The sequence below is a fragment of the Stenotrophomonas maltophilia genome (genome assembly GCF_039555535.1).
GTDB classification, from domain to species: domain Bacteria; phylum Pseudomonadota; class Gammaproteobacteria; order Xanthomonadales; family Xanthomonadaceae; genus Stenotrophomonas; species Stenotrophomonas maltophilia_Q.
This window is the reverse complement of record NZ_CP154630.1, coordinates 1,590,556-1,614,955: the sequence shown is the minus strand read 5'-3', so window position 1 is coordinate 1,614,955 and position 24,400 is coordinate 1,590,556. Positions and strand designations below refer to the sequence as shown.

23 protein-coding genes are annotated in these 24,400 nt (G+C 67.4%); 10 read left to right on the top strand and 13 right to left on the bottom strand.

The annotated features are described in order from the left end of the window. Positions 1-29 precede the first annotated feature (29 nt). Entirely contained in the window at positions 30-482 is a 453-nt protein-coding gene (locus AASM09_RS07490) for a SufE family protein (protein WP_005410372.1), read from the top strand. Beyond that, positions 479-1,726: an MFS transporter gene (locus tag AASM09_RS07485; protein ID WP_049429619.1), complete on the top strand. Its 1,248-nt coding sequence runs from the start codon at positions 479-481 to the stop codon at positions 1,724-1,726. Before AASM09_RS07490 ends, AASM09_RS07485 begins: the two co-directional genes overlap by 4 nt. 732 nt (positions 1,727-2,458) lie before the next feature. Here the strand turns inward: AASM09_RS07485 and dksA are convergent. Continuing rightward, on the bottom strand, positions 2,459-3,673 hold the full coding sequence (gene dksA, locus AASM09_RS07480; RefSeq protein ID WP_049429620.1) for an RNA polymerase-binding protein DksA: 1,215 nt from the start codon (positions 3,671-3,673) through the stop codon (positions 2,459-2,461). A gap of 271 nt (positions 3,674-3,944) precedes the next feature. Between dksA and yidD the strand changes: the two genes are divergently transcribed. Genes yidD through AASM09_RS07465 form a run of 3 tightly spaced genes read left to right on the top strand, consistent with a single transcriptional unit; the run spans position 3,945 to position 6,395 of the window. Further along, positions 3,945-4,199 (top strand): membrane protein insertion efficiency factor YidD, encoded by a 255-nt coding sequence (gene yidD / locus AASM09_RS07475; RefSeq protein ID WP_049429621.1) that lies wholly within the window; start codon positions 3,945-3,947, stop codon positions 4,197-4,199. A 1-nt stretch (position 4,200) separates the two neighbouring features. Continuing rightward, the gene (locus AASM09_RS07470) at positions 4,201-5,547 is read left to right on the top strand and encodes a dihydroorotase (protein ID WP_049429622.1); all 1,347 of its coding nucleotides are present in this window, start codon (positions 4,201-4,203) and stop codon (positions 5,545-5,547) included. Beyond that, entirely contained in the window at positions 5,547-6,395 is an 849-nt protein-coding gene (locus tag AASM09_RS07465; RefSeq protein WP_049429623.1) for a M23 family metallopeptidase, read from the top strand. Before AASM09_RS07470 ends, AASM09_RS07465 begins: the two co-directional genes overlap by 1 nt. Positions 6,396-6,531: 136 nt before the next feature. Here the strand turns inward: AASM09_RS07465 and AASM09_RS07460 are convergent, their stop codons facing one another. The 5 genes from AASM09_RS07460 to efp form a co-directional block, all read right to left on the bottom strand. After that, the gene (locus AASM09_RS07460) at positions 6,532-7,236 is read right to left on the bottom strand and encodes a phytoene synthase (RefSeq protein ID WP_049429624.1); all 705 of its coding nucleotides are present in this window, start codon (positions 7,234-7,236) and stop codon (positions 6,532-6,534) included. A gap of 11 nt (positions 7,237-7,247) precedes the next feature. Then, positions 7,248-7,943, bottom strand: coding sequence for a phosphoglycolate phosphatase (locus AASM09_RS07455; RefSeq protein ID WP_049429625.1), 696 nt, complete (start codon positions 7,941-7,943; stop codon positions 7,248-7,250). Then, complete coding sequence (ubiG, locus tag AASM09_RS07450; protein ID WP_049429626.1) at positions 7,940-8,656, bottom strand: bifunctional 2-polyprenyl-6-hydroxyphenol methylase/3-demethylubiquinol 3-O-methyltransferase UbiG; 717 nt, start codon at positions 8,654-8,656, stop codon at positions 7,940-7,942. The genes AASM09_RS07455 and ubiG overlap by 4 nt, the downstream gene beginning before the upstream one ends. Positions 8,657-8,681: 25 nt before the next feature. Next, entirely contained in the window at positions 8,682-10,025 is a 1,344-nt protein-coding gene (locus AASM09_RS07445; protein ID WP_006457248.1) for a TRZ/ATZ family hydrolase, read from the bottom strand. A 163-nt stretch (positions 10,026-10,188) separates the two neighbouring features. Next, positions 10,189-10,755, bottom strand: coding sequence for an elongation factor P (efp, locus tag AASM09_RS07440; protein ID WP_005410381.1), 567 nt, complete (start codon positions 10,753-10,755; stop codon positions 10,189-10,191). A gap of 96 nt (positions 10,756-10,851) precedes the next feature. Between efp and epmB the strand changes: the two genes are divergently transcribed. Then, positions 10,852-11,892: an EF-P beta-lysylation protein EpmB gene (gene epmB, locus AASM09_RS07435; RefSeq protein WP_100443792.1), complete on the top strand. Its 1,041-nt coding sequence runs from the start codon at positions 10,852-10,854 to the stop codon at positions 11,890-11,892. 68 nt (positions 11,893-11,960) lie between these two features. Here the strand turns inward: epmB and AASM09_RS07430 are convergent, their stop codons facing one another. The 3 genes from AASM09_RS07430 to AASM09_RS07420 are packed head-to-tail and all read right to left on the bottom strand — an operon-like array spanning position 11,961 to position 15,833. Continuing rightward, positions 11,961-14,087: a putative bifunctional diguanylate cyclase/phosphodiesterase gene (locus tag AASM09_RS07430; RefSeq protein WP_049426843.1), complete on the bottom strand. Its 2,127-nt coding sequence runs from the start codon at positions 14,085-14,087 to the stop codon at positions 11,961-11,963. Continuing rightward, the gene (locus tag AASM09_RS07425; RefSeq protein ID WP_049426845.1) at positions 14,084-15,016 is read right to left on the bottom strand and encodes a phosphate/phosphite/phosphonate ABC transporter substrate-binding protein; all 933 of its coding nucleotides are present in this window, start codon (positions 15,014-15,016) and stop codon (positions 14,084-14,086) included. The genes AASM09_RS07430 and AASM09_RS07425 overlap by 4 nt, the downstream gene beginning before the upstream one ends. A gap of 46 nt (positions 15,017-15,062) precedes the next feature. After that, positions 15,063-15,833: an RNA methyltransferase gene (locus AASM09_RS07420; RefSeq protein ID WP_049426846.1), complete on the bottom strand. Its 771-nt coding sequence runs from the start codon at positions 15,831-15,833 to the stop codon at positions 15,063-15,065. 120 nt (positions 15,834-15,953) lie between these two features. On the opposite strand from AASM09_RS07420, the gene AASM09_RS07415 reads away from it, so the two are divergent. Next, a complete protein-coding gene (locus AASM09_RS07415; protein WP_005417749.1) occupies positions 15,954-16,781 on the top strand; it encodes an inositol monophosphatase family protein in 828 nt (275 codons plus the stop codon). 249 nt (positions 16,782-17,030) lie between these two features. On the opposite strand, the gene htpX is transcribed toward AASM09_RS07415, so the two are convergent. After that, positions 17,031-17,897 carry a protease HtpX gene (htpX, locus tag AASM09_RS07410; protein WP_049428599.1) on the bottom strand — a complete coding sequence of 289 codons (867 nt, stop codon included), beginning with the start codon at positions 17,895-17,897 and terminating at the stop codon, positions 17,031-17,033. A gap of 93 nt (positions 17,898-17,990) precedes the next feature. Between htpX and gluQRS the strand changes: the two genes are divergently transcribed. From gluQRS to phaR, 3 genes are all read left to right on the top strand, one after another. Then, on the top strand, positions 17,991-18,911 hold the full coding sequence (gene gluQRS / locus AASM09_RS07405) for a tRNA glutamyl-Q(34) synthetase GluQRS (RefSeq protein WP_049428597.1): 921 nt from the start codon (positions 17,991-17,993) through the stop codon (positions 18,909-18,911). A gap of 17 nt (positions 18,912-18,928) precedes the next feature. Then, positions 18,929-19,669, top strand: coding sequence for an acetoacetyl-CoA reductase (phbB, locus tag AASM09_RS07400; RefSeq protein ID WP_049428595.1), 741 nt, complete (start codon positions 18,929-18,931; stop codon positions 19,667-19,669). A gap of 185 nt (positions 19,670-19,854) precedes the next feature. Then, on the top strand, positions 19,855-20,394 hold the full coding sequence (gene phaR, locus AASM09_RS07395; protein WP_049428593.1) for a polyhydroxyalkanoate synthesis repressor PhaR: 540 nt from the start codon (positions 19,855-19,857) through the stop codon (positions 20,392-20,394). A gap of 73 nt (positions 20,395-20,467) precedes the next feature. On the opposite strand, the gene AASM09_RS07390 is transcribed toward phaR, so the two are convergent. Genes AASM09_RS07390 through mutL form a run of 3 tightly spaced genes read right to left on the bottom strand, consistent with a single transcriptional unit; the run spans position 20,468 to position 24,271 of the window. Further along, on the bottom strand, positions 20,468-21,424 hold the full coding sequence (locus AASM09_RS07390; protein ID WP_049428591.1) for a TraB/GumN family protein: 957 nt from the start codon (positions 21,422-21,424) through the stop codon (positions 20,468-20,470). A 1-nt stretch (position 21,425) separates the two neighbouring features. After that, positions 21,426-22,355, bottom strand: coding sequence for a DUF1684 domain-containing protein (locus tag AASM09_RS07385; RefSeq protein WP_049428588.1), 930 nt, complete (start codon positions 22,353-22,355; stop codon positions 21,426-21,428). A gap of 11 nt (positions 22,356-22,366) precedes the next feature. Then, positions 22,367-24,271, bottom strand: a complete 1,905-nt coding sequence (gene mutL / locus AASM09_RS07380) for a DNA mismatch repair endonuclease MutL (protein ID WP_049428586.1) — start codon at positions 24,269-24,271, stop codon at positions 22,367-22,369. Between the last annotated feature and the right edge of the window lie 129 nt (positions 24,272-24,400).

Here is a 24,400-nt window from a genome sequence, read left to right as displayed (position 1 = left end):
CCGGCCACGCCCCCACCGTAGAGACTGTTGTGACCGACTCCCCGTTCCCGCTTGAACCCACCGCCGCCGAGGCCCAGACCGCCATCGCCGAGGAATTCGGCTTCTTCGGCGACTGGTCCGAGCGCTACCAGTACCTGATCGACCTCGGCCGCAAGCTGCCCGCCTTCCCGGACGAGTGGAAGACCGAAGAGCACCGCCTGCTGGGCTGCCAGTCGATGGTCTGGATCGTGCCGGAAGGCAACGCGCAGTCGCTGCGCTTCCACGCCATCAGCGACTCGGCCATCGTCTCCGGACTGATCTTCCTGGCCCTGCGCGTGTACTCCGGGCGCTCGGCACAGGAAATCCTGGATACCGAGCCCAGCTACATCCAGGACATCGGGCTGGCCCGCCACCTCTCCCCCACCCGCAGCAACGGCGTGGCGGCGATGCTGGCCTTCATCCGCGAGACCGCGCAGGCCCAGCTGCAGCGCGATCCGTCGTGAGCGAGCCTGCCACAGCCGAAGACACCGCGCTGGGCCTGCTGTCCCGGCCCGGTTTCGCCAAGCTGCTGGCCTACCGCATCTTCGCGATGCTGTCCTACCAGGTGGTGGCAGTCACCGTCGGCTGGCACATCTACGAAGTCACCCGCAATCCGTTCTCGCTGGGCCTGGTCGGCTTGGCCGAGGTGCTGCCGTTCTTCTGCGTGGCGCCGTTCGCCGGCTATCTGGTCGACCACCTGCCGCGCCGCCGGCTGGGCATGGTCGCCTGTTCCGGGCTGATCGCCACGGCGCTGGTGCTGACCGGCGTTGCCACCGGGTGGCTGCCGTTTGAAGGCGTGTGGCCGATCTATGCGGCCATTGCGCTGACCGGCATGGTCCGTGCGTTCCTCTCGCCCATCTACAACGCGCTGTTCGCCCGCGTGCTGGCCCGCGACCAGTTCGCACGCGGCGCCGGACTCGGCGCGGTGGTGTTCCAGGCCGGCATGGTCGCCGGCCCGGCGCTGGGCGGCGTGCTGGTCGGCTTCGGCGGCAAGGGCCTGTCCTATGCCGTGGCGACTGCCTTCGCGCTGGTGGCGATGGCCTGCCTGGCCACGCTGAAAGTGGAAGAACCAGTGCACACCGGTCCGGCCGCGCCGATCTTCAAGAGCATCGCTGAAGGCGCGCGCTTCGTGGTCGGCAACCGGATCATGGTCGGCGCGATGGCGCTGGACATGTTCTCGGTGCTGCTGGGCGGCGTTGTGGCGATGCTGCCGGCCTTCCTGCACGAAATCCTGCACCACGGCCCGGAAGGCCTGGGCATCCTGCGCGCGATGCCGGCGCTGGGTTCGGTGTGCGTGGGCCTGTGGCTGGCGCGCCACCCGCTGCACCGCAATGCCGGCCGCGTGCTGCTGTTCGCGGTGGCCGGGTTCGGCCTGTGCGTGATCGGCTTCGGGCTGTCGCAGCACTTCTGGCTGTCGGCGCTGATCCTGCTGTTCTACGGGGCGTTCGATGGCGTGTCGGTGGTGATCCGCTCGACCATCCTGCAGCTGGCCACGCCGGAGGAAATGCGCGGGCGGGTATCGTCGATCAACGGCATCTTCATCAGTTCGTCCAACGAACTGGGCGCGTTCTATGCCGGCACGATGGCGAAGCTGCTCGGCCTGGTGCCGGCGGTGGTGCTGGGCGGGTTCGCGGTGCTGAGCGTGGCCGGGATCACCGCGTGGAAGAACCCGACGCTGCGGAAACTGAATCTTCGCGACCTGCAGTGAACCTGTAGAGCCGAGCCCATGCTCGGCTGCGCATTTCCGTGCGCCCACGCAGCGGTTGCGCCGGGCCGCGCCCGGCGGGCTTCTTCCGCGACCGCGGCGGGGTGTCACTTTCTTTGCGCGCGCACCGTGCTGCAGGAGCAGCGCGGAACGGCGCAGCCGGCCCGCAGGGTGGCGCACATGGATGTGCGCCATCAAGAAAGTCACCAAAGAAACGCGCCGCCATCCGCGAGCCGGTGCTGCGCACTGGTGCCCTGCGCTCCTCGGCGAATCAGGGGACGGCGCGGAGAGCCAGCCGACTAGCAGTCGGCTCTACAGGATAGAGCCGCCTCTTCGCCCCTGATTCCCCTGCGGTGCTCGGCTCGCTACAAGGCGGACCTAACAGCCGCGAGCGCACGCATGACCGCTTCTGGTAGAGCCAAGCCATGCTTGGCTGTTCTTGCTCTTGCTCTTCCCTATCCTCCGGCTTCGGCCTGAGCCGAGCGTGGGCTCGGCTCTACATCAGCCGCGCACGCAGGGAAGCGTCGAGAGCCTGCGGGTGGGTCCGGGCAGGACCGTCCGCGGCATGGATGCCGCGGCCGAGCTTACAGGGATGTACTTGCAGCGTGTCCTGCCCGGCCCCACCCGCAGGCTCACCCCGATACCCGGAAGGCGCTGCTCTTCGCAGCCAACCCGAACCCAACAAAAAACCCGGCCGAAGCCGGGCTTTTCGCATGACATCACAACGAACCGGAATCAGTCGCCCTGCTGCTTCTGCAGGTGCTCCCAACGCTCCTGGGCGTCGATGGTGCGCTCGGCGGTCAGGCGCGCCTCCAGGCGCTCCAGGCCGATTTCTTCGCCGGTGTCGACGCAGTAGCCGTAGTCGCCCGCTTCCAGGCGCTTGAGGGTGCTGTCGATCTTGCCGATCAGCTTGCGGTAGCGGTCGCGGGTACGCAGTTCCAGCGAGTTCTCGGTCTCGCGGGTCGCACGCTCGGCTTCATCGCCGATGTCACGCACTTCCTCGCGCAGGTTCTCGATGGTCTGCTTGGACTCTTCCACCAGGTCCGCACGCCAGTTCTGCAGGCGCTGGCGGAAGTATTCCTGCTGCAGCGAGCTCATGTATTCCTCTTCCGAGGACGGCTTGTAGCCAGCCGGCAGGATCGGGCGGCCAGTGGCCTCGTCGGTCTTGTATTCGACCACCTTGTACTTGCTGCGCGGGGCCGGTGCAGCCGAGCGGGCGGCGACGGCCACGGCAACCTTGCCGACAGGGCGCGACACGGTCTTCGGGGCGGAATCGGATTTCACGGCGGTTTTGGCAGGCGATTTCGAAACGGGCACGGGATTCTTGGATTGCGGGGCCTTCGAAGCGGCAGGAGCGGCGGCCGGGGCCGGCTTTGAGGCCGGTTGGGCTGCTGCCACTGCCACGGTCTTGGCCGGGACAGGCTTGGCCGGAGCCGGCTTGGCAGCAGGCTTCGGTGCGGACTTCACTACTGGGGCCGGGGTCGGCTTCGCGGCCGGCGCGGCAACATTCTTGGCAACCTTCTTTACAGCGGCAGGCGTGGCGACCGGTTTAGCCGCAGCGACCTTCTTTGCTACGGGCTTGGCAACCGGCTTGACCGCAGCCTTCGGCGCCGGCTTGGCTGCTGCCTTCTTCGCCACCGGCTTGGCGGCGGCCTTCTTGACCGGCGCGGCCTTGCTGGCGGCCTTCTTCACCACCGGCGCCTTCTTGCTGGCAGCGGCAGGCTTGGCCTTGGCAGGCGCAGCGGCCTTCTTCGCCACCGGCTTGGTTGCCTTGACCGGCGTTTTCTTTGCGGTGGCCTTCCTGGCCGCCGGTTGCGAGGACGCTGCCTTGGTCGCCGGCTTGCTCGCCGGTTTCTTGGCAACGGGCTTTGCCGCCAACTTCTTCACAACAGGCTTGGCGGTTTTCTTGGCGGCCGTTGCGGCCTTCTTTGCAGTTTTTTTAGCAGCCACGAAACGCTCTTCCTTGGATTCCCCGGGGCCCGGGAAAGCGGGCCTTTATAGCCTACCCGTCCCGCAGCAGCAACCTCGGCACCCTGCTCCATTCAGTCCTGGAGTCAAGGTGCCCAAGGGGCAGTCCGACGAACACGGACCGCCTTGCGCGGTACGGAACCTGGCCAGCACCCGCGGGTGCTGGTACCGGTCGCAGGCCATCGGCGACATGCGACCAACGGCCCATCCTGCACAAATGCGGCCTTCATGCCAACTGGCATAAGATGACTGGGTGATCTCGCGCCTGCTCATTTCCCTGCTGCGCTTCTACAAGCGCTTCATCAGCCCCCTGCTGGGGCCGCGTTGCCGTTTCGTGCCGAGCTGTTCTGAATACGCGATGGACGCCATCTCCCGACACGGCCCGCTGCGCGGCAGCTGGCTGGCTGCGCGCCGGCTGGGCCGCTGCCATCCGTTCCATCCCGGCGGCTTCGACCCGGTGCCCGAATCCACCCACGCCCCCTCTTGCCGTTGCACAGGAAAACACTGACATGTCCTCCACCCTCATCACCAACGCCCGGATGGTCAACGAAGGCCGCACCTTCGACGGCGACCTGCGCATCGAGAACGGCCGCATCGCGCAGATCGGCAGCGGGCTCACGCCGCGCGACGGCGAGCAGGTGGTGGACGCCGCCGGGCGCTGGCTGCTGCCCGGCATGATCGACGACCAGGTGCATTTCCGCGAGCCGGGCCTGACCCACAAGGGCGACATCGCCAGCGAATCGGCGGCGGCCGTGGCCGGCGGCCTGACCAGCTTCATGGACATGCCCAACACCAACCCGCCGACGCTGGATTCGACCATCCTGGAAGCCAAGTACGAACTGGCACGCGGCCGCGCCTGGGCCAACTACGGCTTCTACCACGGCGCCAGCAATGACAACCTCGAAGCGATCCGTGCACTGGACCCGAAGAAGGCCCCGGGCGTGAAGGTGTTCATGGGCGCCTCCACCGGCAACATGCTGGTGGACAACCCGGAAACCCTGGACGCGATCTTCCGCGAATGCCCGACCCCGATCATCACGCACTGCGAAGACACGCCGATGATCGATGCCAACCTGAAGGCCTTCCAGGAAAAGTACGGTGACGCCCTGACGCCGGACATGCACCCGGACATCCGTTCGCGCGAAGCCTGCATCAAGTCCACCCGGCTGGCGATGTCGCTGGCACGCAAGCACGGTACCCGCCTGCACGTGCTGCACATCTCCACCGCTGACGAGCTGGCACTGTTCGAGAAGGGCCCGCTGATCCGCGCCGACGGCAGCCGCAAGCAGATCACTGCCGAAACCTGCGTGCACTTCCTGCACTTCGCGCGCCCGGATTACGCGACCAAGGGCAACCTGATCAAGTGCAACCCGGCGATCAAGGAAGTATCCGACCGCGAGGCGATCACCGCCGCGCTGGCCGACGACGTGCTGGACGTGCTGGCCACCGACCACGCGCCGCACACCTGGGAAGAGAAGCAGAAGCCGTACGCGCAGGCGCCGTCGGGCCTGCCGCTGGTGCAGTACGCACTGGTGGCCGCGCTGGAGCGCGTGCACGAAGGCAAGCTGACCCGCGAGCAGGTGGTGCAGAAATTCGCACACGCGCCGGCACAGCTGTTCGACGTGGAAGAGCGCGGCTTCCTGCGCGAAGGCTACTTCGCCGACCTGGTGCTGGTGGAGGACGTGCCGTTCACGGTCAAGCGCGAGGACGTGCTGTCCAAGTGTGGCTGGTCGCCGTTTGAAGGCACGACCTTCCGTTCGCGCGTCGCCGCCACCTGGGTCAACGGCCAGCTGGTGTGGGACGGCAGCAAACTGGTCGGCGAGCCGGCCGGCCAGCGCATGACCTACGACCGCTGATGCGCGCGGCTCTCCTGACCGGGGCGCTGCTCCTGGCTGCGCCCCTGCTCTGCACATCTTCGGCCAACGCGCAGGATGGCATCGGCAGCCTGATCGACAGCCGCGTGGTGTTTCCGGCCAGCGCGTCGCAGGGCGCGCTGGTGATCGGCAAAGTTCCCGCTGGCAGCCGCGTCCAGTACGCTGGCCGCCAGCTGCGGGTGAGCGGCTATGGCAGCGTGGTGTTCGGCATCGGCCGCGACGAGAAGGGTCCGTTGCGCGTGCAGGTGCAGCGCGCCGACGGTGGCAGCGAAACCGTGACCATCGCGGTGACGCCGCGTGACTGGCCGACCGAGCGGGTCAACGGCGTGCCGCCGAAGACGGTCAATCCGCCGCCGGCAATTGCCGAGCGGATCAAGCGCGAACAGGCGCAGGTGACCGCCGCACGCGCCCGCGATGACGACCGTACCGACTTCACCCAGACCTTCATCTGGCCAGTGCAGGGCCGCATCAGCGGTCGCTTCGGCAATGCGCGCGTCTACAACGGCCAACCCGGCGCCGGTCATTCCGGCATGGACATCGCGGTGCCCACCGGCACCCCGGTGAAGGCACCGGCCGCCGGCATCGTCACCTTCGCCGGCCCGGACCTGTACCTGACCGGCGGCACGCTGCTGCTCGACCACGGTTTCGGCGTCAGTTCCAACTTCCTGCACCTGTCGCGCATCGACGTGAAGGTCGGGGATCGCGTCGAGCAGGGCCAGTTGATTGCGGCGGTCGGCGCCACCGGCCGCGCCACCGGCCCGCACCTGCACTGGGGCATGAACTGGTTCGACACCCGTATCGACCCGCTGCTGGTGCTGGAGCGGAAGTAACGCCCATCGCCCGGTGCGGTAGTGAGCCGCTGTTGTAGAGCCGAGCCCACGCTCGGCTGTCGCGCAGAGATGAGCCGAGCATGGGCTCGGCTCTACAGACAGCATGCGGATCAAGGTCCGCACCCACCAGAATCAATCAGCCGCGCGCTGCCCACCACACGCGCAACAGCGTGCGCACCGGGGTGGCTTCGATCGGCTTGCCTGCGGCCTGCGCGGCCACGCGTGCGCGCGCCAGGCTGGACCACACGCGGCGCGGGCGCGGACCGGGTACGCGGCTGCCCCACCCCTTCAGCAGGTACTGCGCCCAGCGCTGCGCAGCGGTGCTGGAATCCTCATCCAGCAGGCTGCGCGGTACACCGGCCACGCCGGCATCCTGCAGGCGCTGGGCCAGGGTCTGCAGCTGCACCGCACGGCCGGCACCGGTGCGCGGCTTGTCCGCGAACAACGCCGCCTCGACCGCAGCCACGGCTTCAGCGTAGTTGGCCAGCGCACGCTCGGCACTGGCGGCGTCCAGCGCGACGGTACGCGCTTCAACCAGATCCGGCAGAGCCTCGGCCAGCTGCGCCCACGGCGCACGCACCGGCTCCAGCAGGCGCCCCAACGGATGACGCGACCGGTACGCAGCCCAGCTGCGCAGCTCCTCGCCCCACCATGCCAGCTTGGCATCGGCTGGCAGCGGGTCGCCACTGATGTTGAGCATGTCGTCGAATTCCTGCAGCAGCGCGAACCACGCAACTGCAAGCTCGCGTTGCGATTCGGCCACGAACGGGGCGGCCACCGACCATTCCGGCCAGCGGCTGCGCCACTTGTCGAGGAAACTGTCCAGCGCGGTACTGCTCACTACGTCATTCCTTACGGCTGGGCCGGGGTTGCCGGCCGGGTCGGCCAGAGGCTGGCCAGTTGCAGAAGTCCGGCGTTCTCGACCAGCACGTCGGCCTGCCAGGCCAGGGGGTCGTCGCTGTGCAGGCGGTAGCCCCACAGCGCCGCCACCGACGGCATGGCGGCAGCGCGTGCGGCGATGATGTCGCGCTCGTCGTCGCCCACGTACACGCAGTCTTCGGCGGCAACGGCAATCGCCTGCGCGGCGTGCAGCAGGGGCAGCGGATGCGGCTTGCGCTCGGCCAGGCTGTCGCCGCCCACCAGCACCGCACAGCGTTGCTGCCAGCCGTACTGCGGCACGATCAGCCGCGCCAGGTACTCCGGCTTGTTGGTGACGATGCCCCACACTGTGCCGGCGGCATCCAGTGCAGCAAGCATGTCTGCAACGCCATCGAACAATACCGCGTGCTGGCCGATCAACCGCTCGTAGCGCTGCAGAAACTCCGGAATCAGCGCATCACGCGCCGCCGTGTCCAGTTCGGGGAAGGCTGCCGAGACCATCGCACGCGAGCCCTTCGACACCACCGGGCGCAACAACGCCGGATCGATCGGTGCACGGCCACGCTCGGCCAGCATCGCATCGCAGGTGGCAACGAAGTCCGGTGCACTGTCCAGCAGCGTGCCGTCCAGGTCGAACAGCACCGCACGCGGGAAACCGGGGGAGGTCATGCCGGCTTGACCGCGTAGGCCAGGTAGTTGATGTCGGTGCGGCTGCTCAGGCGGGCGTGGTTGCGCCACGGCTCGTAGGCCATGCCGCTGACATCCACCAGCTGCATGTCGGCCTCGCGCAGCCAGCGCGCCAGCTCGGCCGGCTTGATGAATTCCTGGTAGTGATGTGTGCCCTTGGGCAGCAGCCGCGCCACGTACTCGGCGCCGACAATCGCCACCGCGAAGGCAGCAGCGGTGCGGTTGATGGTCGACAGGAACAGGTGACCGCCCGGCTTCAGCAGGCGCTTGCAGGCTTCGATGATCGCGCCCGGATCCGGCACGTGCTCGAGCATTTCCATGCAGGTGACCACATCGAAACTGCCCGGCTGCTCGGCAGCCAGGTCCTCGGCGGCCTGGACGCGATAATCGACCTTGGCACCGCTTTCCAGCGCGTGCAGGCGCGCGACCTTGACCAGTTCCGGGGCCAGGTCGATGGCGGTGACGTCGGCACCGGACTGCGCCAGCGCCTCGCTCAGCAGGCCGCCACCGCAGCCGATGTCCAGCACGCGCGCACCGCGCAGCGGCACGCGGTCGGCCACGTACTTCAGCCGCACCGGGTTCAGCGCATGCAGCGGCTTCTGCGGGCCGTCAGCGTCCCACCAGCGGTTGGCCAGCGCGGCGAACTTGTCCAGCTCGGCCTGATCGAAATTGGAGGAAGCGTGGGGGGCAGTCATGGGGAAGTCCTTGCAGCGCCAGGGTTCAGGCGCGGATATGACGGATACGCTCGCGCCACTGGCGCGCGTTGGCGATGATGCCCGGCAGGTCCATGCCGACCAGCTCGCGCTGCACCAGCTTCGGCTTGCCGGCAATCCAGACATCGCTGACCTGCTGGCGGCCGGTGGCGTACACCAGCTGCGACAGCACGTTGTGCAGCGGCTGGGTTTCCAGCGCGGACAGGTCGACGCAGACCAGGTCGGCCTGCTTGCCGACCTCGATCGAACCGATGCGGTCGCCGAAGCCCAGCGCGCGGGCGCCACCCAGCGTGGAGGCACGCAGCGTGGTGGCTGCATCCAGCGCGGTGGCGTCGTCGGCCACGGCCTTGGCCAGGATCGCCGCAGTGCGGTTCTCGCTGAACATGTCCAGGTCGTTGTTGCTGGCGCAGCCGTCGGTGCCGATGGCCAGGTTCACGCCGGCGCGCTGCAGGGCGCAGGCCGGGCAGAAACCGGAGGCCAGCTTCAGGTTCGATTCCGGGCAGTGCACCACGCTGACGCCGCGTTCGGCGCACAGGTGGATTTCCGCGTCGGTCAGCTGGGTCATGTGCACCGCGATCAGGCGGTCGTTGACCAGCCCGAGCCGATCCAGCCGCGCCAGCGGGCGCTGGCCGTGCAGCTTGATCGAATCGGTGATTTCCTGCGCGGTCTCGTGGGTGTGCAGGTGGACCTGCATGTCGAGCTGGTCGGACAGCATCCGCACCCGCTCGAAATTGGCGTCGTTTACGGTGTACGGCGCGTGCGGCGCGAACGCGGTGCCGATCAGCGGATCGGTGCGCCACTGGTCATGCAGTTCACCGGCCTTGGCGAAGTACTCGTCGTCGGTCTTGGCCCAGGCGGTGGGGAAATCGATGATGACCGCGCCGACCAGCGCGCGGAAACCATGCTTCTTGTAGACCGCGGCCTGCACGTCGCCGAAGAAGTAGTTCTCGTTGGCGCAGGTGGTGCCGCCGCGCAGCATCTCGGCGATGGCCAGGGTGGTGCCGTCGGCGACGAATTCGGGGCCGATCACCGCCGCTTCCACCGGCCAGATGTGCTGCTGCAGCCAGGTCATCAGTGGCAGGTCGTCGGCGACGCCGCGCAGCAGGGTCATCGGATTGTGCGTGTGCGCGTTGACCAGGCCCGGCATCAGCGCCGCCTCGGGGCGGCTGACCACCTGCGCGGCACGGAAGCGCGCACGCGCCTCGGCACGCGGCAGGATGGCGACGATCTCGCTGCCACGCACGGCCACGGCATGGTCTTCCAGCACCACCGCATGCGGCTCGATCGGAACGACATAACCGGCTTCGATGAGCAGGTCGCAGGCTTCGGGGAGGTGCGGGCTATCGCTCATGCGGGCTCACTGGCTATTGGAGAAGGGCCTGGCGGGAGGCGGTAGCGCCGGGCCATGCCCGGCGGCTGTCCGCTGCGGCGCCATGGGCGCCAGCAACAGGTTCCGGGTTGTGCCCGGAAAGCCGAGCATGGCTCGGCTCTACAGGTAATCCGACTGCGCCGGATTACTTGACGCGTGCGGAGTACTCGCCCGAACGGGTGTCGACGCGGATCACTTCGTCCTGGTTGACGAACAGCGGCACGCGGACCACGGCGCCGGTTTCCAGGGTGGCCGGCTTGCCGCCGCCGCCCGAGGTGTCGCCACGGACGCCCGGATCGGTCTCGGTGATCTTCAGTTCGACGAAGTTCGGCGGCTGCACGAAGATCGGCTCACCGTTCCACAGGGTGACCACGCAGGACTCTTCGCCCTTCAGCCACTTCTCGGCGCCGCCCATGCCGGCCTTGGTGGCCTGGACCTGCTCGAAGGATTCCGGATCCATGAAGTGCCAGTACTCGCCATCGCTGTACATGAAGTTCATGTCGGTGTCGACGACGTCGGCTGCATCCAGCGAGTCGGTCGACTTCATGGTCACTTCCTGGGTACGGCCGTCCTTGATCAGGCGGTACTTCACGCGGGTGAAGGCCTGGCCCTTGCCCGGCTTGACGTATTCGGTGTCGATGATGACGGCCGGTTGGTTGTTGACCAGGATCTTCATCCCGTTCTTGACGTCGTTCATGCCGTAGCTGGCCATGCGTAAACTCCTGAGTGGCAGAAACACCGCGGGTGCGGCGAGCCGTTAGAATGGAAAGCCCACCGGATGCCGGTGGGCGACTGTTTTTCTGCCCCCATGATAACCGCAGGCCCCCTCTCCATGCAGCTTTCCGCCTTCCCCCGGCCCCAGTCGCCAGGCGCGCCCGCGCGCTGGCAGCAGCTCTGGCGCCAGGCACTGCGCGACCCACAGGCCCTGCTGGCCCGGCTGCAGCTGGACCCGGCCGCGCTGGGCGTCTCGGACGCGGCCATGGCCCAGTTCGCGCTGCGCGTGCCGGAGGGGTTCGTGGCCCGCATGCGCAAGGGTGATCCGGCCGATCCGCTGCTGCGGCAGGTGCTGCCGATCGACGAGGAAATGCGTCCCGCGCCCGGGTTCAGCTTCGATGCGGTGGGCGATGGCGCGGCCAAGAAGGCCACCGGCGTCATCCAGAAGTACCGTGGCCGCGCCCTGCTTGTCGCCACCGGCAGCTGCGCGATCAACTGCCGCTACTGCTTCCGCCGCCACTTCGACTATGGCGCGGAGAACGCCGCCAGGGGTGGCTGGCAGGAGGCCGTAGCCGCCATCGCCGCCGACCCGGACGTCGACGAGGTGATCCTGTCCGGCGGCGATCCACTGTCTCTGGCCACGCACAAGCTGGTCGAGCTGACCGACGCACTGCGCGCGATCCCGCACATCCGCCGCCTGCGCATCCACAGCCGCCTGCCGATCGTGCTGCCCGAACGCGTGGACGAGGAGCTGCTGGCCTGGCTGGGCGGCCTGCCGTGGCCGCTGGCCATCGTGGTCCACGCCAACCACGCCAACGAATTCGACGCCAGCGTGGACGCCGCGATGGCGCGCCTGCGCGGCACCGGCGCCCAACTGCTGAACCAGGCGGTGCTGCTGCGCGGAGTCAACGACAGCGTGCAGGCGCTGCAGGACCTGAGCGAGCGCAGCTTCGCTGCCGGCGTGCTGCCCTACTACCTGCACCAGCTGGACCGGGTCGAAGGCGTGGCCCACTTTGAAGTGGATGACACCCAGGCCAAGGCACTGATTGCCGGGTTGACCACGCGCCTGTCCGGTTACCTGATTCCGAAACTGGTGCGCGAGCTGCCGGGCGACCCGAGCAAGCGCCCGCTGTAAATCCGGGGGCGGGATCAGATCCCTTTTCCTGCGGAAAAGGGATCTGACCCCAGGACAACGGCAGCAGGTCAGAGGCCCGACTCGATCATCCGTACCACTTCGGTGGCGGTGACCGGGTGGCTCAGCCAGTAACCCTGTCCCAGATCGCAGCCGCGCTGCGCCAGCAGCTCGAACTGCGCCTGCTGCTCGATGCCCTCTGCCACCACGGTGATGCCCAGCGCGTGGGCCATGGCGATGATCGCCGTGGTCAATGCGAGGTCGTCGGGATCACGCTGCATGTCGGCCACGAAACTCTTGTCGATCTTCACGCCGTCCACGGGTACCTGGCGCAGATGACTGAGCCCGGAGAAGCCGGTCCCGAAATCATCCAGCCAGACCTTCACGCCGGTGCGGTGCAGCTTGTCCAGCAGCTGCGCGGCAACCATCTCGTCGCCGATCACGGCGGTTTCGGTCAGCTCCAGATGCAGGCGCGACGCTGGCAGCCCGGATTCATGCAGGCATTGCGCGACCAGCGCCGGCAGTTCGCCGCCGCGCAGCTGCCGCGGTGACACGTTGACCGATACGAACAGGTCGTCGCCCGCCACGCCACGTGGCCATTGCGAGGCCTCCATGCAGGCCGCACGCAGCACCTTCGGGCCGATGATCTCGATCAGCCCGCTCTGCTCGGCCACTTCGATGAACACCGACGGCGGAATCGTGCCCAGCGTCGGATGCTGCCAGCGCAGCAGCACTTCGACGCCGACCATGCGACGGTCGCGCATGCGGAAGATCGGCTGGTAGGCCAGGCGCAGTTCGCCGCGCTCCCAGGCCCCGCGCAGCTCCTGCTCCATGTGCACGCGACGCTCGACCGCATGGTCCATCGCCCGGCTGTAGTAGCGGTAGCAGTTCTTGCCCGCCATCTTCGCCTGGTACATCGCGATGTCGCCGTTCTTCAGCAGCGTCGTCGCGTCGGCCGCATCATCGGGGAACAGGGTCACGCCGATCGAGGTACCGAGGAACAGCTCCCGGCCCTGCACCACCAGTGGCCTGCCCAGCTCACGCACCAGCACCTCGGCCAGCAGCCGCGCGTTGGCGGCCACGTCACCGTCGCCGACCAGAATCACGAATTCATCGCCACCGAAGCGGGCCAGCAGGGCCTCGTCACCGCCCGCTTCCGCGACCGCGCGACCGATGCGCTGTGCGAACTGCAGCAACGCCTCGTCACCGGCCTCATGGCCAAGCGTGTCGTTGACCCGCTTGAAATCGTCGATGTCGGCGAACAACAGTCCCAACCGGTGATTGGCGGCACGCGCTGCCATCAGCCGATGGTCCAGCGCTTCGCGGAACGCCAGCCGGTTGGTCAGCCCGGTCAAGGCATCGGTGTAGGCCATGTGCCGCACTTCACGGTCATGGCGGGCGATCGCATCGCGCATGCGGGCGAAGCCGCGCACCAGCTCACCCACTTCGTCGTCACGGGTGTTCTCGGCCAGCGGTGTCTGATAGTCCCCCGCCTCGATGCGGCGCGCGGCTGCGGCCAGATCGCGGATCGGCGCGACCAGCGTGCGCTGCACGTACATGATCACCACCACGCCAATCACCACCAGCAACCCCAGCATCAGCAGCAACCATCCGAGGTGGCGGCTGCCGACCAGCTGCAGGCGTTCGCCAAGGGTGGCATTGGCCGCCTGTTCGCGTTGCTGTACCTCGTCCAGCGCCATGCCGACGCGGACGCCGCCGATGCGCTGGTTGCCGACCATGATCGGCATCGTGTTGTCCAGCACCTTCGGCGATTCCTGCACCAGCAATGCCTGCGCCGCCGCCGCCTTGGGCGCCAGGGGATCGGCCATCGGCTGGCCGAATCCCGAGACCTCGACCGATCCGTCGTGCACCAGCCGGCCACGCTCGTCGAACACCAGTACATAACGCACCACCGGCTGTCGCGCGGTGCTGCGCACGAGTACGCCAACCTGGTCCAGGTCGCGGTAGTACAGTGGGTTGGCCAGCGCATCGGACAACTCGCGCGCCATCGCCTCGCCGCGGCTGCGCACGCTGCGATCGAACAATTCATGGATGACGCCACCGCTGAGGGTGCGCACCTCGCTCTGCATCGCCGTCTGGCGCCCCAGCAGCACCGCCAGGATCGCGACCACCACGACCATCGCTCCGCCCATCGCCAGCAGGAACCGGGCCTGCATCCCCGAGCCGAGCCACTTCATTCCACTTCCATCCGCACGCGCGTCAATCCTTGTTTCAATTCATCCAACCGCTGCTGCGCATGCGCATCGACACGGTGGAACCCGGAAGTGCCAAAAAACCGATGCAACGCGCCCTGTGCCTGCGGGTCGCTGGCTGCCTGCAGCAGGACGTCCTGCAGGCGATCGCGCACCCGGGCATCGAGGTCGGCGCGGACCATCTCCACCGCACGCGGGTAGGGTTCGGTGCGCAGCAGTTCGCGGAAATCGCGCCGGAATGCAGCCGGCACCCGCCGCTCGTCATTCCAGTCCACGCTGCTCACCGCCCCCACATCCGCCATCCCCTTGTGCACGTACGTCGCGATGTTCAACTCGCTGCGCGCGAACACATACCCCACGCTGTCACGCCCTGGCACGTCCCACACCCCGGCCAGGATCTGTGGCGACAGGCCATGGTTCAGCAGGGTCATCACCGGCACCAGATAGGCGCTGGTGGAGGCCGTGTTCTGCAGGGCCAGACGATGGCCGCGCAGATCCTGCACCCGCTGGATGGGACTGTCGCTGCGCACGAAGAACACCGTCTGGTACTCCCGCACACCGTTGCGCTCGGTCAGCAGCAGGGGGCGAGCGCCGCTGCGCTGGCCCAACGCCACTGCCGTACCGGAGGTTTCCGTGACCCAGTCGACCCGTCCCCGCCGCAGATAGCTGGCCATCTGCTGCGGGTCGCGGGCCATCAGTATCCGCCCCTCCTGGATGCCGACGTCATGCATGCGAGCCACAACGTAGTCCAGCAGGGGTTGCAGCTGCTCGTAGTGGGCCTTGGGGTCATCGCTGATCCGGCCCAGCACCAGCACCGGGTCCGGTGCTGCACGCACCGTCCCGGCCAGCAGGACCATGGCCAGGCTCAGCAGTCCCCCCTGCATTGCCTTTCGCAGACCCGACACAGGCTTCATCCCCCCTGGGTATCCAGACAGACTACCCGAAAAAATGAGAACGTCGTCAGCTGTCCTTGCCGCCTGCCTGCGCCAGTCGCGCCATGCGCTGGGTGTCGGCGAGGATGCCGCGCAGCAGGCGCACTTCCTGTTCGGTGGGCTCGCTGCGCAGGAACAGGCGGCGCAGCTTGCGCATCGCCGACTCGGGGGCGCGGCCCTTGTGGAAATCGATCTCGTCCAGCGTGTCACCCAGCTGGGCGAAGAAGCTCTCCATCTGCTCGTGGCTGGCCGCCTGTTCGCGGAAGCCGGGTTCGGTTTCTGCAACCGGCTGCGCCCCAAGCAGTTGCATGCGCGTTTCATAGGCCAGCACCTGCACGGCGGCGGCCAGGTTGAGCGAACTGAACTCCGGGTCTGACGGGATGTGCACTGCGGCGTGGCAGAGCTGCAGCTCCTCGTTGGTCAGGCCGGTGCGCTCGCGGCCGAACACCAGTGCCACCTCGGCACCTTCGCCCGCCTTGGCCACCGCACGGGCGGCAGCATCGGCCGGCAGGTACTCCTCCAGCTGGACGCGGCGGGCACGGGCCGTGCAGCCCAGTACCAGGCGACAGTCAGCCACGGCCTCGGCCAGGGTAGCCACCACCGGGGCGTCCCCCAGCACGTCTTCGGCACCGGCCGAGCGGCGGAAGGCCTCTTCGTCGAGCGGCTTTTCGGGGGCGACCAGCACCAGGCGGGCCAGGCCCATGGTCTTCAGGGCGCGGGCGGCAGCCCCCATGTTGCCGGGGTGCTGGGTACCGACCAGGACGAATCGGAGGCGGGTTGCGGCAGGAAACTGGGACATGAACAGGGAAAAGGTCGAGCTGGACGATGACCAATGGTAAACTGTGCGGCCGGCCACTGCGCCGGACCCGCTCTTTTCCCCCGCCAGTCCATCTCTTCTGCCTTTCCGGGAGCCCACGCCATGCAGAAACCCGCCGTCACCGTCATGGTCAAGGCCGCCCGCCTCGCCGGCAACGTCCTGTTGCGCAACATCAACAAGCTCGAGGCACTGAACGTGGTGCAGAAGGGCCGGATGGACTATGCCAGCGAAGTGGATGCGGACGCGGAAAAGGTCATCGTCAAGGAACTCAAGCGCGCCTACCCGGACTACGGCATCTTCGGTGAAGAAGGTGGCGTGCAGGGCGAGCGCCGCCAGATGTGGGTCATCGACCCGCTGGATGGCACCAGCAACTACCTGCGCGGCGTGCCGCACTACTGCGTGTCGATCGCCCTGGTCGAGAATGGCGAGCCGACCGATGCGGTCATCTTCGATCCGCTGCGCAATGAACTGTTCACCGCCAGCCGCGGCGCCGGTGCCGTGCTGAACGACCGCCGCATCCGCGTGGCCGACCGCAAGGATCTGGAAGGCACCATGATTCACACCGGCTTCGCCCCGCGCGAGCGCAGCCGCGCCAGTGCCCAGCTGAAGGCGGTCGACGCCCTGCTGGTGCACGGCGAGGACATCCGCCGCACTGGTTCGGCCGCGCTGGACCTGGCCTACGTGGCCTGCGGCCGTGCCGATGCCTACTTCGAAGCCGGCGTGAAGGCGTGGGACATCGCCGCCGGCCTGCTGCTGGTCCGCGAAGCGGGCGGCAAGGTCTGCGACTTCAAGGGCGCCACCCTGGGCCGCATGGACAACCGCGGCCCGGAGACGCACCAGATCGTGGCCGGCAACCTGAAGGTGGCAGAGTCGTTGCAGAAGGTGCTGGTCAACACCGGTTACGCTGCCGAGTTCGACGCAAAGTTCTGAGCGTCCACGTAACGCGGCTCACTGAAACGGCACCTGCGAGGGTGCCGTTTTCGTTTGTGCGCACGGAGATTCGTTTCCGCGACCGCGGAGGGGTGTCACTTTCTTTGCACGAGCAAAGAAAGTGACACCCCTCCGCAGTCGCGGAAACGATCCGCCGGGCATGGCCCGGCGCTACCGATGCATGCCTCTCCACAAACAAAAACGCCCGGCGCGGGGCCAGGCGTTCCTGCACTAACAAGGAGCGAAGACTTACGCCACCGTCGACGCCCGCAGCGCAGCAATGCGCTCTTCCAGCGGCGGATGGCTCATGAACAGCTTCTTCGCGGTCGAACCGGCAATACCGAATGCAGCGATCTGCGTCGGCAGCGTGCTCTGGCCGTGGTTCAACTGCAGGCGCTCCAGCGCGGCGATCATCTTCTGGCGGCCAGCCAGCGAGGCACCGCCTGCATCGGCGCGGAACTCGCGGTGGCGCGAGAACCACATCGCGATCATGGTGGCGAACAGGCCGAATACCATCTCCAGCACGAACACGATGATGAAGTAGGCGAAGCCACGGCCGCCGCCTTCGCGGTTGCCCGACAGCGCGCTGTCGATGATGCCGCCGACCACGCGGGCCAGCACGATCACGAAGGTGTTCAGCACACCCTGCAGCAGCGCCATGGTGATCATGTCACCGTTGGCGACGTGGGCGATCTCATGGCCCAGCACCGCTTCGGCCTCGTCCTCGCTCATGTTGTGCAGCAGGCCGGTGGACACCGCCACCAGCGCGTTGTTGCGGTTGGCGCCGGTGGCGAAGGCGTTGATCTCCGGGCCATCGTACACAGCGACTTCCGGCATGCCGATGCCGGCGGCCTTGGCCTGGCGCTCGACCGTGGCCAGCAGCCAGCGCTCGGTCTGGTTGCGCGGCTCGGTGATCACCACCGCACCGGTGGAGCGCTTGGCCATCCACTTGGACAGCAGCAGCGAGATCAGCGAGCCACCAAAACCAAAGATCGCGGCCATGACCAGCAGGCCACTCATCTGGTTCGAACTGACCCCCAGCAACGACATCACGATGCTGGCGAGGATCAGGACCGCGAAGTTGGTCGCCAGGAACAGGGCAATGCGGGTAAACATGGGAAAATCCGGCTCGGAAGGGGTCGATACCGGTCAATTTGCGGTGTGGTCAGCTTGAATTCAAGCGCCAACCTGACCGACGATTCAGCCAGCATGATCTCCCCCATTCCCTGCGGCCGCTTCGCGCCCTCGCCGACCGGCCTGCTTCACCCCGGATCCCTGCTCGCCGCCTTCGGCAGCTGGCTGCTTGCACGCCATCACGGTGGCCTTTGGCGGCTGCGCATCGAAGACGTCGACCCACCGCGCACTGTGCCCGGTGCCGCCGAGGCACAGCTGCAGGCGCTGGCGGCATTCGGCCTGGTCCACGATGGCCCGATCGTCTGGCAGAGCGCGCGCGGCGTCGCCTACCAGGCCGCGCTGGACGTGCTGCTTGCCAGCGACCAGGCCTTCGTCTGCCACTGCAGCCGCAGCGACCTGACTGCCAGCGGCGGCATCCACCATCGTTGCGTCGCCCGGCAATCTCGACCGGACCCCGCCGTCCGCTTCCGCGTGCAACCGGGCAGCATCGTGCGCTTCACCGATGGCCTGCGTGGACCGCAGCAGCAGGATGTGCACGCCGAGGTCGGCGACTTCGTGCTGCGCCGTGCGGATGGCTGCTGGGCCTACCAGCTGGCAGTCGTGGTCGATGACGCCGCACAGGGCGTGACCGAGGTAGTGCGCGGCGCCGACCTGCTCGACTCCACCGCACGACAGATCCTGCTGCAGCAGGCATTGTGCCTGCCAGAACCGCGCTACTGGCACCTGCCGCTGCTGCTGGATACGCCGGGCCACAAACTTTCCAAGTCGCTGGCCGCACTGCCGGTGGACAGTTCGCGCCCGCTGCCGGTGCTGCGCCAGCTTTGGCAGCTGCTCGGCCAGGCACCCGGGGCACTGGAACCTGCGCACGATCTGGACACGCTGCTGGCGGCCGCCCGGCAGGCCTTCGACCCGGCGCGGCTGCCACGTGCCGACATCCTGCTGCCACCCGGCGCACTTTCCGCGCCGATGTTGCAGAATCCCCCCTCCCCCACCTGATTTCCGGACAGCATCCCATGACATCTCGCGTCGCACTGGTCACCGGCGGAACCGGCGGCATCGGCACCGCCATCTGCCAGCGCCTGGCCGACCAGGGCCACCGGGTCGCCACCAATTACCGCGACGAGGGCAAAGCCCGCACCTGGCAGCAGGCGATGGCCGAACGCGGTTACAGCGTGTCGATCTTCCCGGGTGATGTCTCCGATCCGGACAGTGCCGAAGCACTGGTACGTGCAGTCGAGGCCGAACTGGGCCCGGTCGAGATCCTGGTCAACAATGCCGGCATCACCCGCGACACCACCTTCCATCGCATGCGCGCGGACCAGTGGCACGATGTGATCAACACCAACCTCAATTCGGTGTTCAACGTCACCCGCCCAGTCATCGAGGGCATGCGCCGGCGGGGCTGGGGCCGGGTCATCCAGATCAGCTCGATCAACGGCCTGAAGGGCCAGTACGGCCAGGCCAACTACGCGGCTGCCAAGGCCGGCATGCATGGCTTCACCATCTCGCTGGCCCGCGAGAACGCCGGCTTCGGCATTACCGTCAACACCATTTCGCCCGGCTACGTGGCCACCGACATGGTGATGGCGGTGCCGGAAGAAGTGCGCGCCAAGATCGTCGCCGACATTCCCACCGGGCGCCTCGGCAAGCCGGAGGAAATCGCTTACGGCGTGTCCTTTCTGGTCGCAGAGGAAGCCTCGTGGATCACCGGCAGCAACCTGGACATCAATGGCGGCCACCATATGGGTTGGTAAGCGGCGCTGGCGGCCGCAGCGGCGCACATCCGCAGCCCCTGCCAATGGTCATGCTGCGCAGCACGCAAACCCTTGTTGCGCAACATGATCCCCCGTGAAAGCCAAGCCTGGCGGGGGCTGAGGCGGTTGCAACGGCTGCTGCACTGCGCCATGCTGCGCATCTACTGTGACGAGTGACCGCTTCAATGGCTGCGACCCGCATCATCAAGAAGTATCCGAACCGCCGTCTCTACGACACCGAGATCTCCAGCTACATCACCATCGAGGACGTGCGCCAGCTGATCCTGGACGGTGAAGACTTCGAAGTCCGTGACGCCAAGAGCGGCGACGACCTCACCCGTTCGGTGCTGCTGCAGATCATCGCCGACCAGGAACAGGACGGCGAACCGATGCTGTCCACCCAGCTGCTGAGCCAGCTGATCCGCTTCTATGGCGACTCCCTGCAGGGCTTCATGGGCAATTACCTGGAGCGCAGCATGCAGGTCTTCCTGGACCAGCAGCAGCAGTTCCGCCAGCAGATGGGCAACCTGCTGGGGCAGACCCCGTGGGCGATGATGAACCAACTGACCGAGCGCAACCTGGAGCTGTGGCAGGAATTCCAGCGCAGCATGGGCACCGGTTTCGGTGGTCCGCGGCCGGGTGGCACAGGTACCGGCACCGGTACCGGCAACAAGCCCAACGAACCCGGCACCGGTACTGGCACCGGCGGCAAGACCCGCCGCTGAGCCGCTGTACCGTCGGATGCGAAAACGGCGCGCCCGATGGCGCGCCGTTTCGTTTTGTGCCCCCGGCGGAGCATCAACGTTTCGCCTTGCACCCCGTGCATACGCGTTCGACCTTGTAGCCCTTCGCCTTCAGCTTCTCGACCACGCCGTCACTGCCAAGCAGGTGCAGCGTACCGACCACCACCAGCGTGCCACCCTGCCCGGCCTGCAGGTACGGCAGCAGCTTCGGTACCCACGCATCGTTGCGCCCGGTGTTGATGCGCTGGTAAAGCTGCGGGTACTGCTGGCGCATTTCCGCGGCCATCTTCGTCCACAACACGCGCTCATCGCCGCGCCGCCATGCGTCGTGCAGCTGGCGTGCCTGCTCATCGCCCTTGCCCGCCTGGTCCAGCGCCTCGGACAGCATCTGCCGCTGCTCCTGCACGGTCATGCCGTCGAGCATGCCGATCTGGGTATCGATGTCTTCCAACCCAGCGGTCTTGCGGCCGGTCTTCTGCGCGCGCTCCATGAAATGACGGTCCAGGCCCAGCGCCGGGTCCAGGCCCATCTTCTGCATCTGCCCGACCGAAATGCTCAGGCCGACGAACCAGGGCTTCATGCCCTGCATCTGCGCCAGCGGAAGCTTGTTCCCGGATGCAAACGCCTGCAGCTTCTGCCAAGTGGCCGCGTCAAGATCGCGCTTGAGCTCGCTGCCATCGGTGCGCACTGCAGCCTGCACCATGCGGCTGGCCAGCTGCGGCGACTGCATGTCCTCCGGCGACAGTTCGAACACGACCCGCTTCGAAGCCTCGAAGGCCTGCTCGACGTCGGGCGACAGCGGGTAGTCCTGCGGCTTCAACAGGTGGAATGATCCAAGCAGGTACACGCGTGAATCACCCGGGCCGGTCACCTTCCACAGCAGTGGCACCGGCGGCTTGGCTGCCGCCGTGGCAGCGGCGTCGGCGGCCGGTGCATTGCGCGCCGGTGCCAGCGGTGCGATTGCAAGCGCTGCCATCAGCAGCGTTGCACGGAACAGTTGCTTCAACGGCATCTCAGCCTTCTCCTTCAGACAGGTGGTAGGCCTTCTCGCCCGCTTCCATGCGCAGGTCCAGCCGGTTCTCCGGCGGCGCCAGCGGGCACGTGGCATAGGCGGTGAATGCGCACGGCGGGTTGTAGGCATGGTTGAAATCGATGCGTACCGTGCCGTCGGCAGAGGGTGCATCGGTATCCAGGTAGCGCCCGGCCGGATAACTGCCGCGGCCACTGGTGCGGTCGGCAAAGATCAGGAACAGCGGCTGCCCGGTGGCTCCGATCGCCTCCAGCCGCCATGTGCGGCCATCGCGTTCGAATTCGACCGCGCCCGCATTGGGCATCTCGGTGGTCAGGCCGGTGATGTCGACGATGGGCAGGGTCTTGCCCGCCGGATGCGGGATGAAGCGTGCCTGCACCTGCCAGTCCGGACCACCTGGCCAATACTCCAGCCCGGCGAAATCACGGCGCGCCTGCGCATCGGCATGTTTGACCCGCAGCGCATCGCGCGGCCCGCGCCGGATGATGCTGAGCTGGCCTTTGCCACCGTCGAAGGCCAGCAGCGTCGGCTGCGGATCCTTGTCGGTGTCGACGCGGATACGACCACGCACCGGTTGGCCGTCATGGCTGACGTCCACACCGGCTTCGGGCGTGAACCACCACTGGCCGCCCTCGCGACGCAGCAGGCCCAGCTTGTCCGGGCCGACCGTCAGGCGGATGCCATTGGTGGCACCACTGCCGACGAAGTGTGATTTGTTCTGCAGCCAGTGCAGGCCGACCAGGGCCGTCCAGCCATCGGGCCGGGTCAGGTCCTGGTAACGGGCCACCCGCCATTGCTGCTGCGCGGCCGCATAGGCCGGATCTTCAGCGACCTTCGGCGCCGGCGGTGTCGCCGGGCTGCACGCGGCCAACAGCAAGGCGGCCAGCAGGCCGCCCATTCCCCGATAACGCATCGATGCTCCCCTCAACGTCCGCGCAGGAACCAGCGGTCGATTTCCGCCAGCGAAAAACGGGCCCAGGTCGGCCGGCCGTGGTTGCACTGGCCGGACCGCTCGGTGATTTCCATGTCGCGCAGCAGCGCGTTCATTTCCGGCACGGTCAGGCGCCGGTTGGCACGCACCGCACCGTGGCAGGCCATGGTCGACAGCAGTTCGTCACGTGCGCTGGCCACGCGGCGGCTCTGGCCATGCTCGCGCAGGTCGGTCAGCACGTCGCGCAGCAGCCCTTCCGGTTCGGCATGCGCCAACAGCGCTGGAATGCTGCGCACATGCAGCGATCCGGGGCCGGCACGGGTCACCTCGAAACCGAGCGCCGCCAACGTCTCGGCTTCACTTTCGGCCGTGTCGGCCTCGCGCTCGCCCACTGCCAGCGTGATCGGCACCAGCAGCGGCTGCGACTGCAGGCCGATACCGTCGTGCGCGTTCTTCAGGCGCTCGTAGCCGATGCGCTCGTGCGCGGCATGCATGTCGACCACGATCAGGCCTTCTGCGTTCTCCGCCAGAATGTAGATGCCATGCAGCTGCGCGATCGCATAGCCCAGCGGCGGCACACCGGCATCGGCACTGGTGACCGGCAGTCCGTTCTCGGTGGGCATCGGCGGCAGCGCCGCCCCGCGTTCGGCACCGGCCGGCGTGGCATACAGCGCGGCGTAGGCCGCCGGCGCATCAGCCACCTGCAGCCCAAGGGGCTGCTGCGGGCGCCAGCCGGAAAAACCACCACCACCGCCGCCTGATCCGGCACCCGGCGCAGGCCCACGCACCAGCCCGAAACCCGACGCGCCCGCGCTCGATGCCATCGATGCAGCAGCGGTGTCCACCGGATGCACCGGACCCGCACCGATCTCCTGCACCGACATGCCGGCACGGGTATCAGCCAGCGCGTCCTTCAGTGTGCGGTAGACGAAGTCGTGCACCAGCCGCGAATCACGGAAGCGCACTTCATGCTTGGCCGGGTGCACGTTGACATCGACGCGGGTCGGGTCCAGCTCCAGAAAAAGCACATAGGCCGGCTGCCGGCCGTGGTACAGCACATCGCCGTACGCCATCTTCACCGCATGGGCGACACTTCGATCGCGCACCGAACGGCCGTTGACGTACAGGTACTGCTGATCAGCGCTGGCCCGCGAGTAATGCGGCTGCGCGATCCAGCCATGCAGGCGCAGGCCCGCGCCACTGTGGTCCACGCGCACGGCCTGGTTGGCGAAGTCCTCGCCCAGCGTTTCGGCCAGCCGCGCATCGGAATACAGGTCGCCTGGCTTGTAGCGGCGCGAGGCCTTGCCGTTGTGCGACACGCGCAGCTCGACATCCGGTCGCGCCAGCGCCAGCGAACGCAACCATTCTTCGATATGGCCCAGTTCGGTACGCTCGGCGCGCAGGAACTTGCGTCGCGCAGGTACGTTGTAGAACAGCTCGCGCACTTCCACCGTGGTACCCGGTGCATGCGCACGTGGCGTGACGTCGCCGATCTTGCCGCCTTCGATCTGCAGCGCCGAACCGTGTTCGTCATGTGCGCGACGCGAGGACAGGGTGAAGCGGCTGACCGAGGCGATCGAGGGCAGTGCTTCGCCACGGAAACCGAGCGTGGCCACCGATTCAAGGTCGTCGAGGTCGGCGATCTTGCTGGTGGCATGCCGCGATACCGCCAGTGGCAGCTGTTCCGGTGCGATGCCACTGCCGTTGTCGCGGATGCGGATCAGGCGGACACCGCCCTCTTCCAGGTCGATGTCGACACGGCTGGCGCCGGCATCGATCGCGTTCTCGACCAGTTCCTTGACCACCGATGCAGGACGTTCGACCACTTCGCCGGCGGCGATCTGGTTGATCAGGATTTCCGGCAACGGCCGGATCGGACGCGGGCCGGGCGCGCTCATGGGAGAGGATGGGCAGCAGACTTCATTGGTCGATGATAGCGGAGCAGCTGCATGTAGAGTCGACTGCCAGTCGACTGCTCTTCTCCGGGCACCGCCCCCCGCGCTGCGCGGTAGAGTCGACTGTCAGTC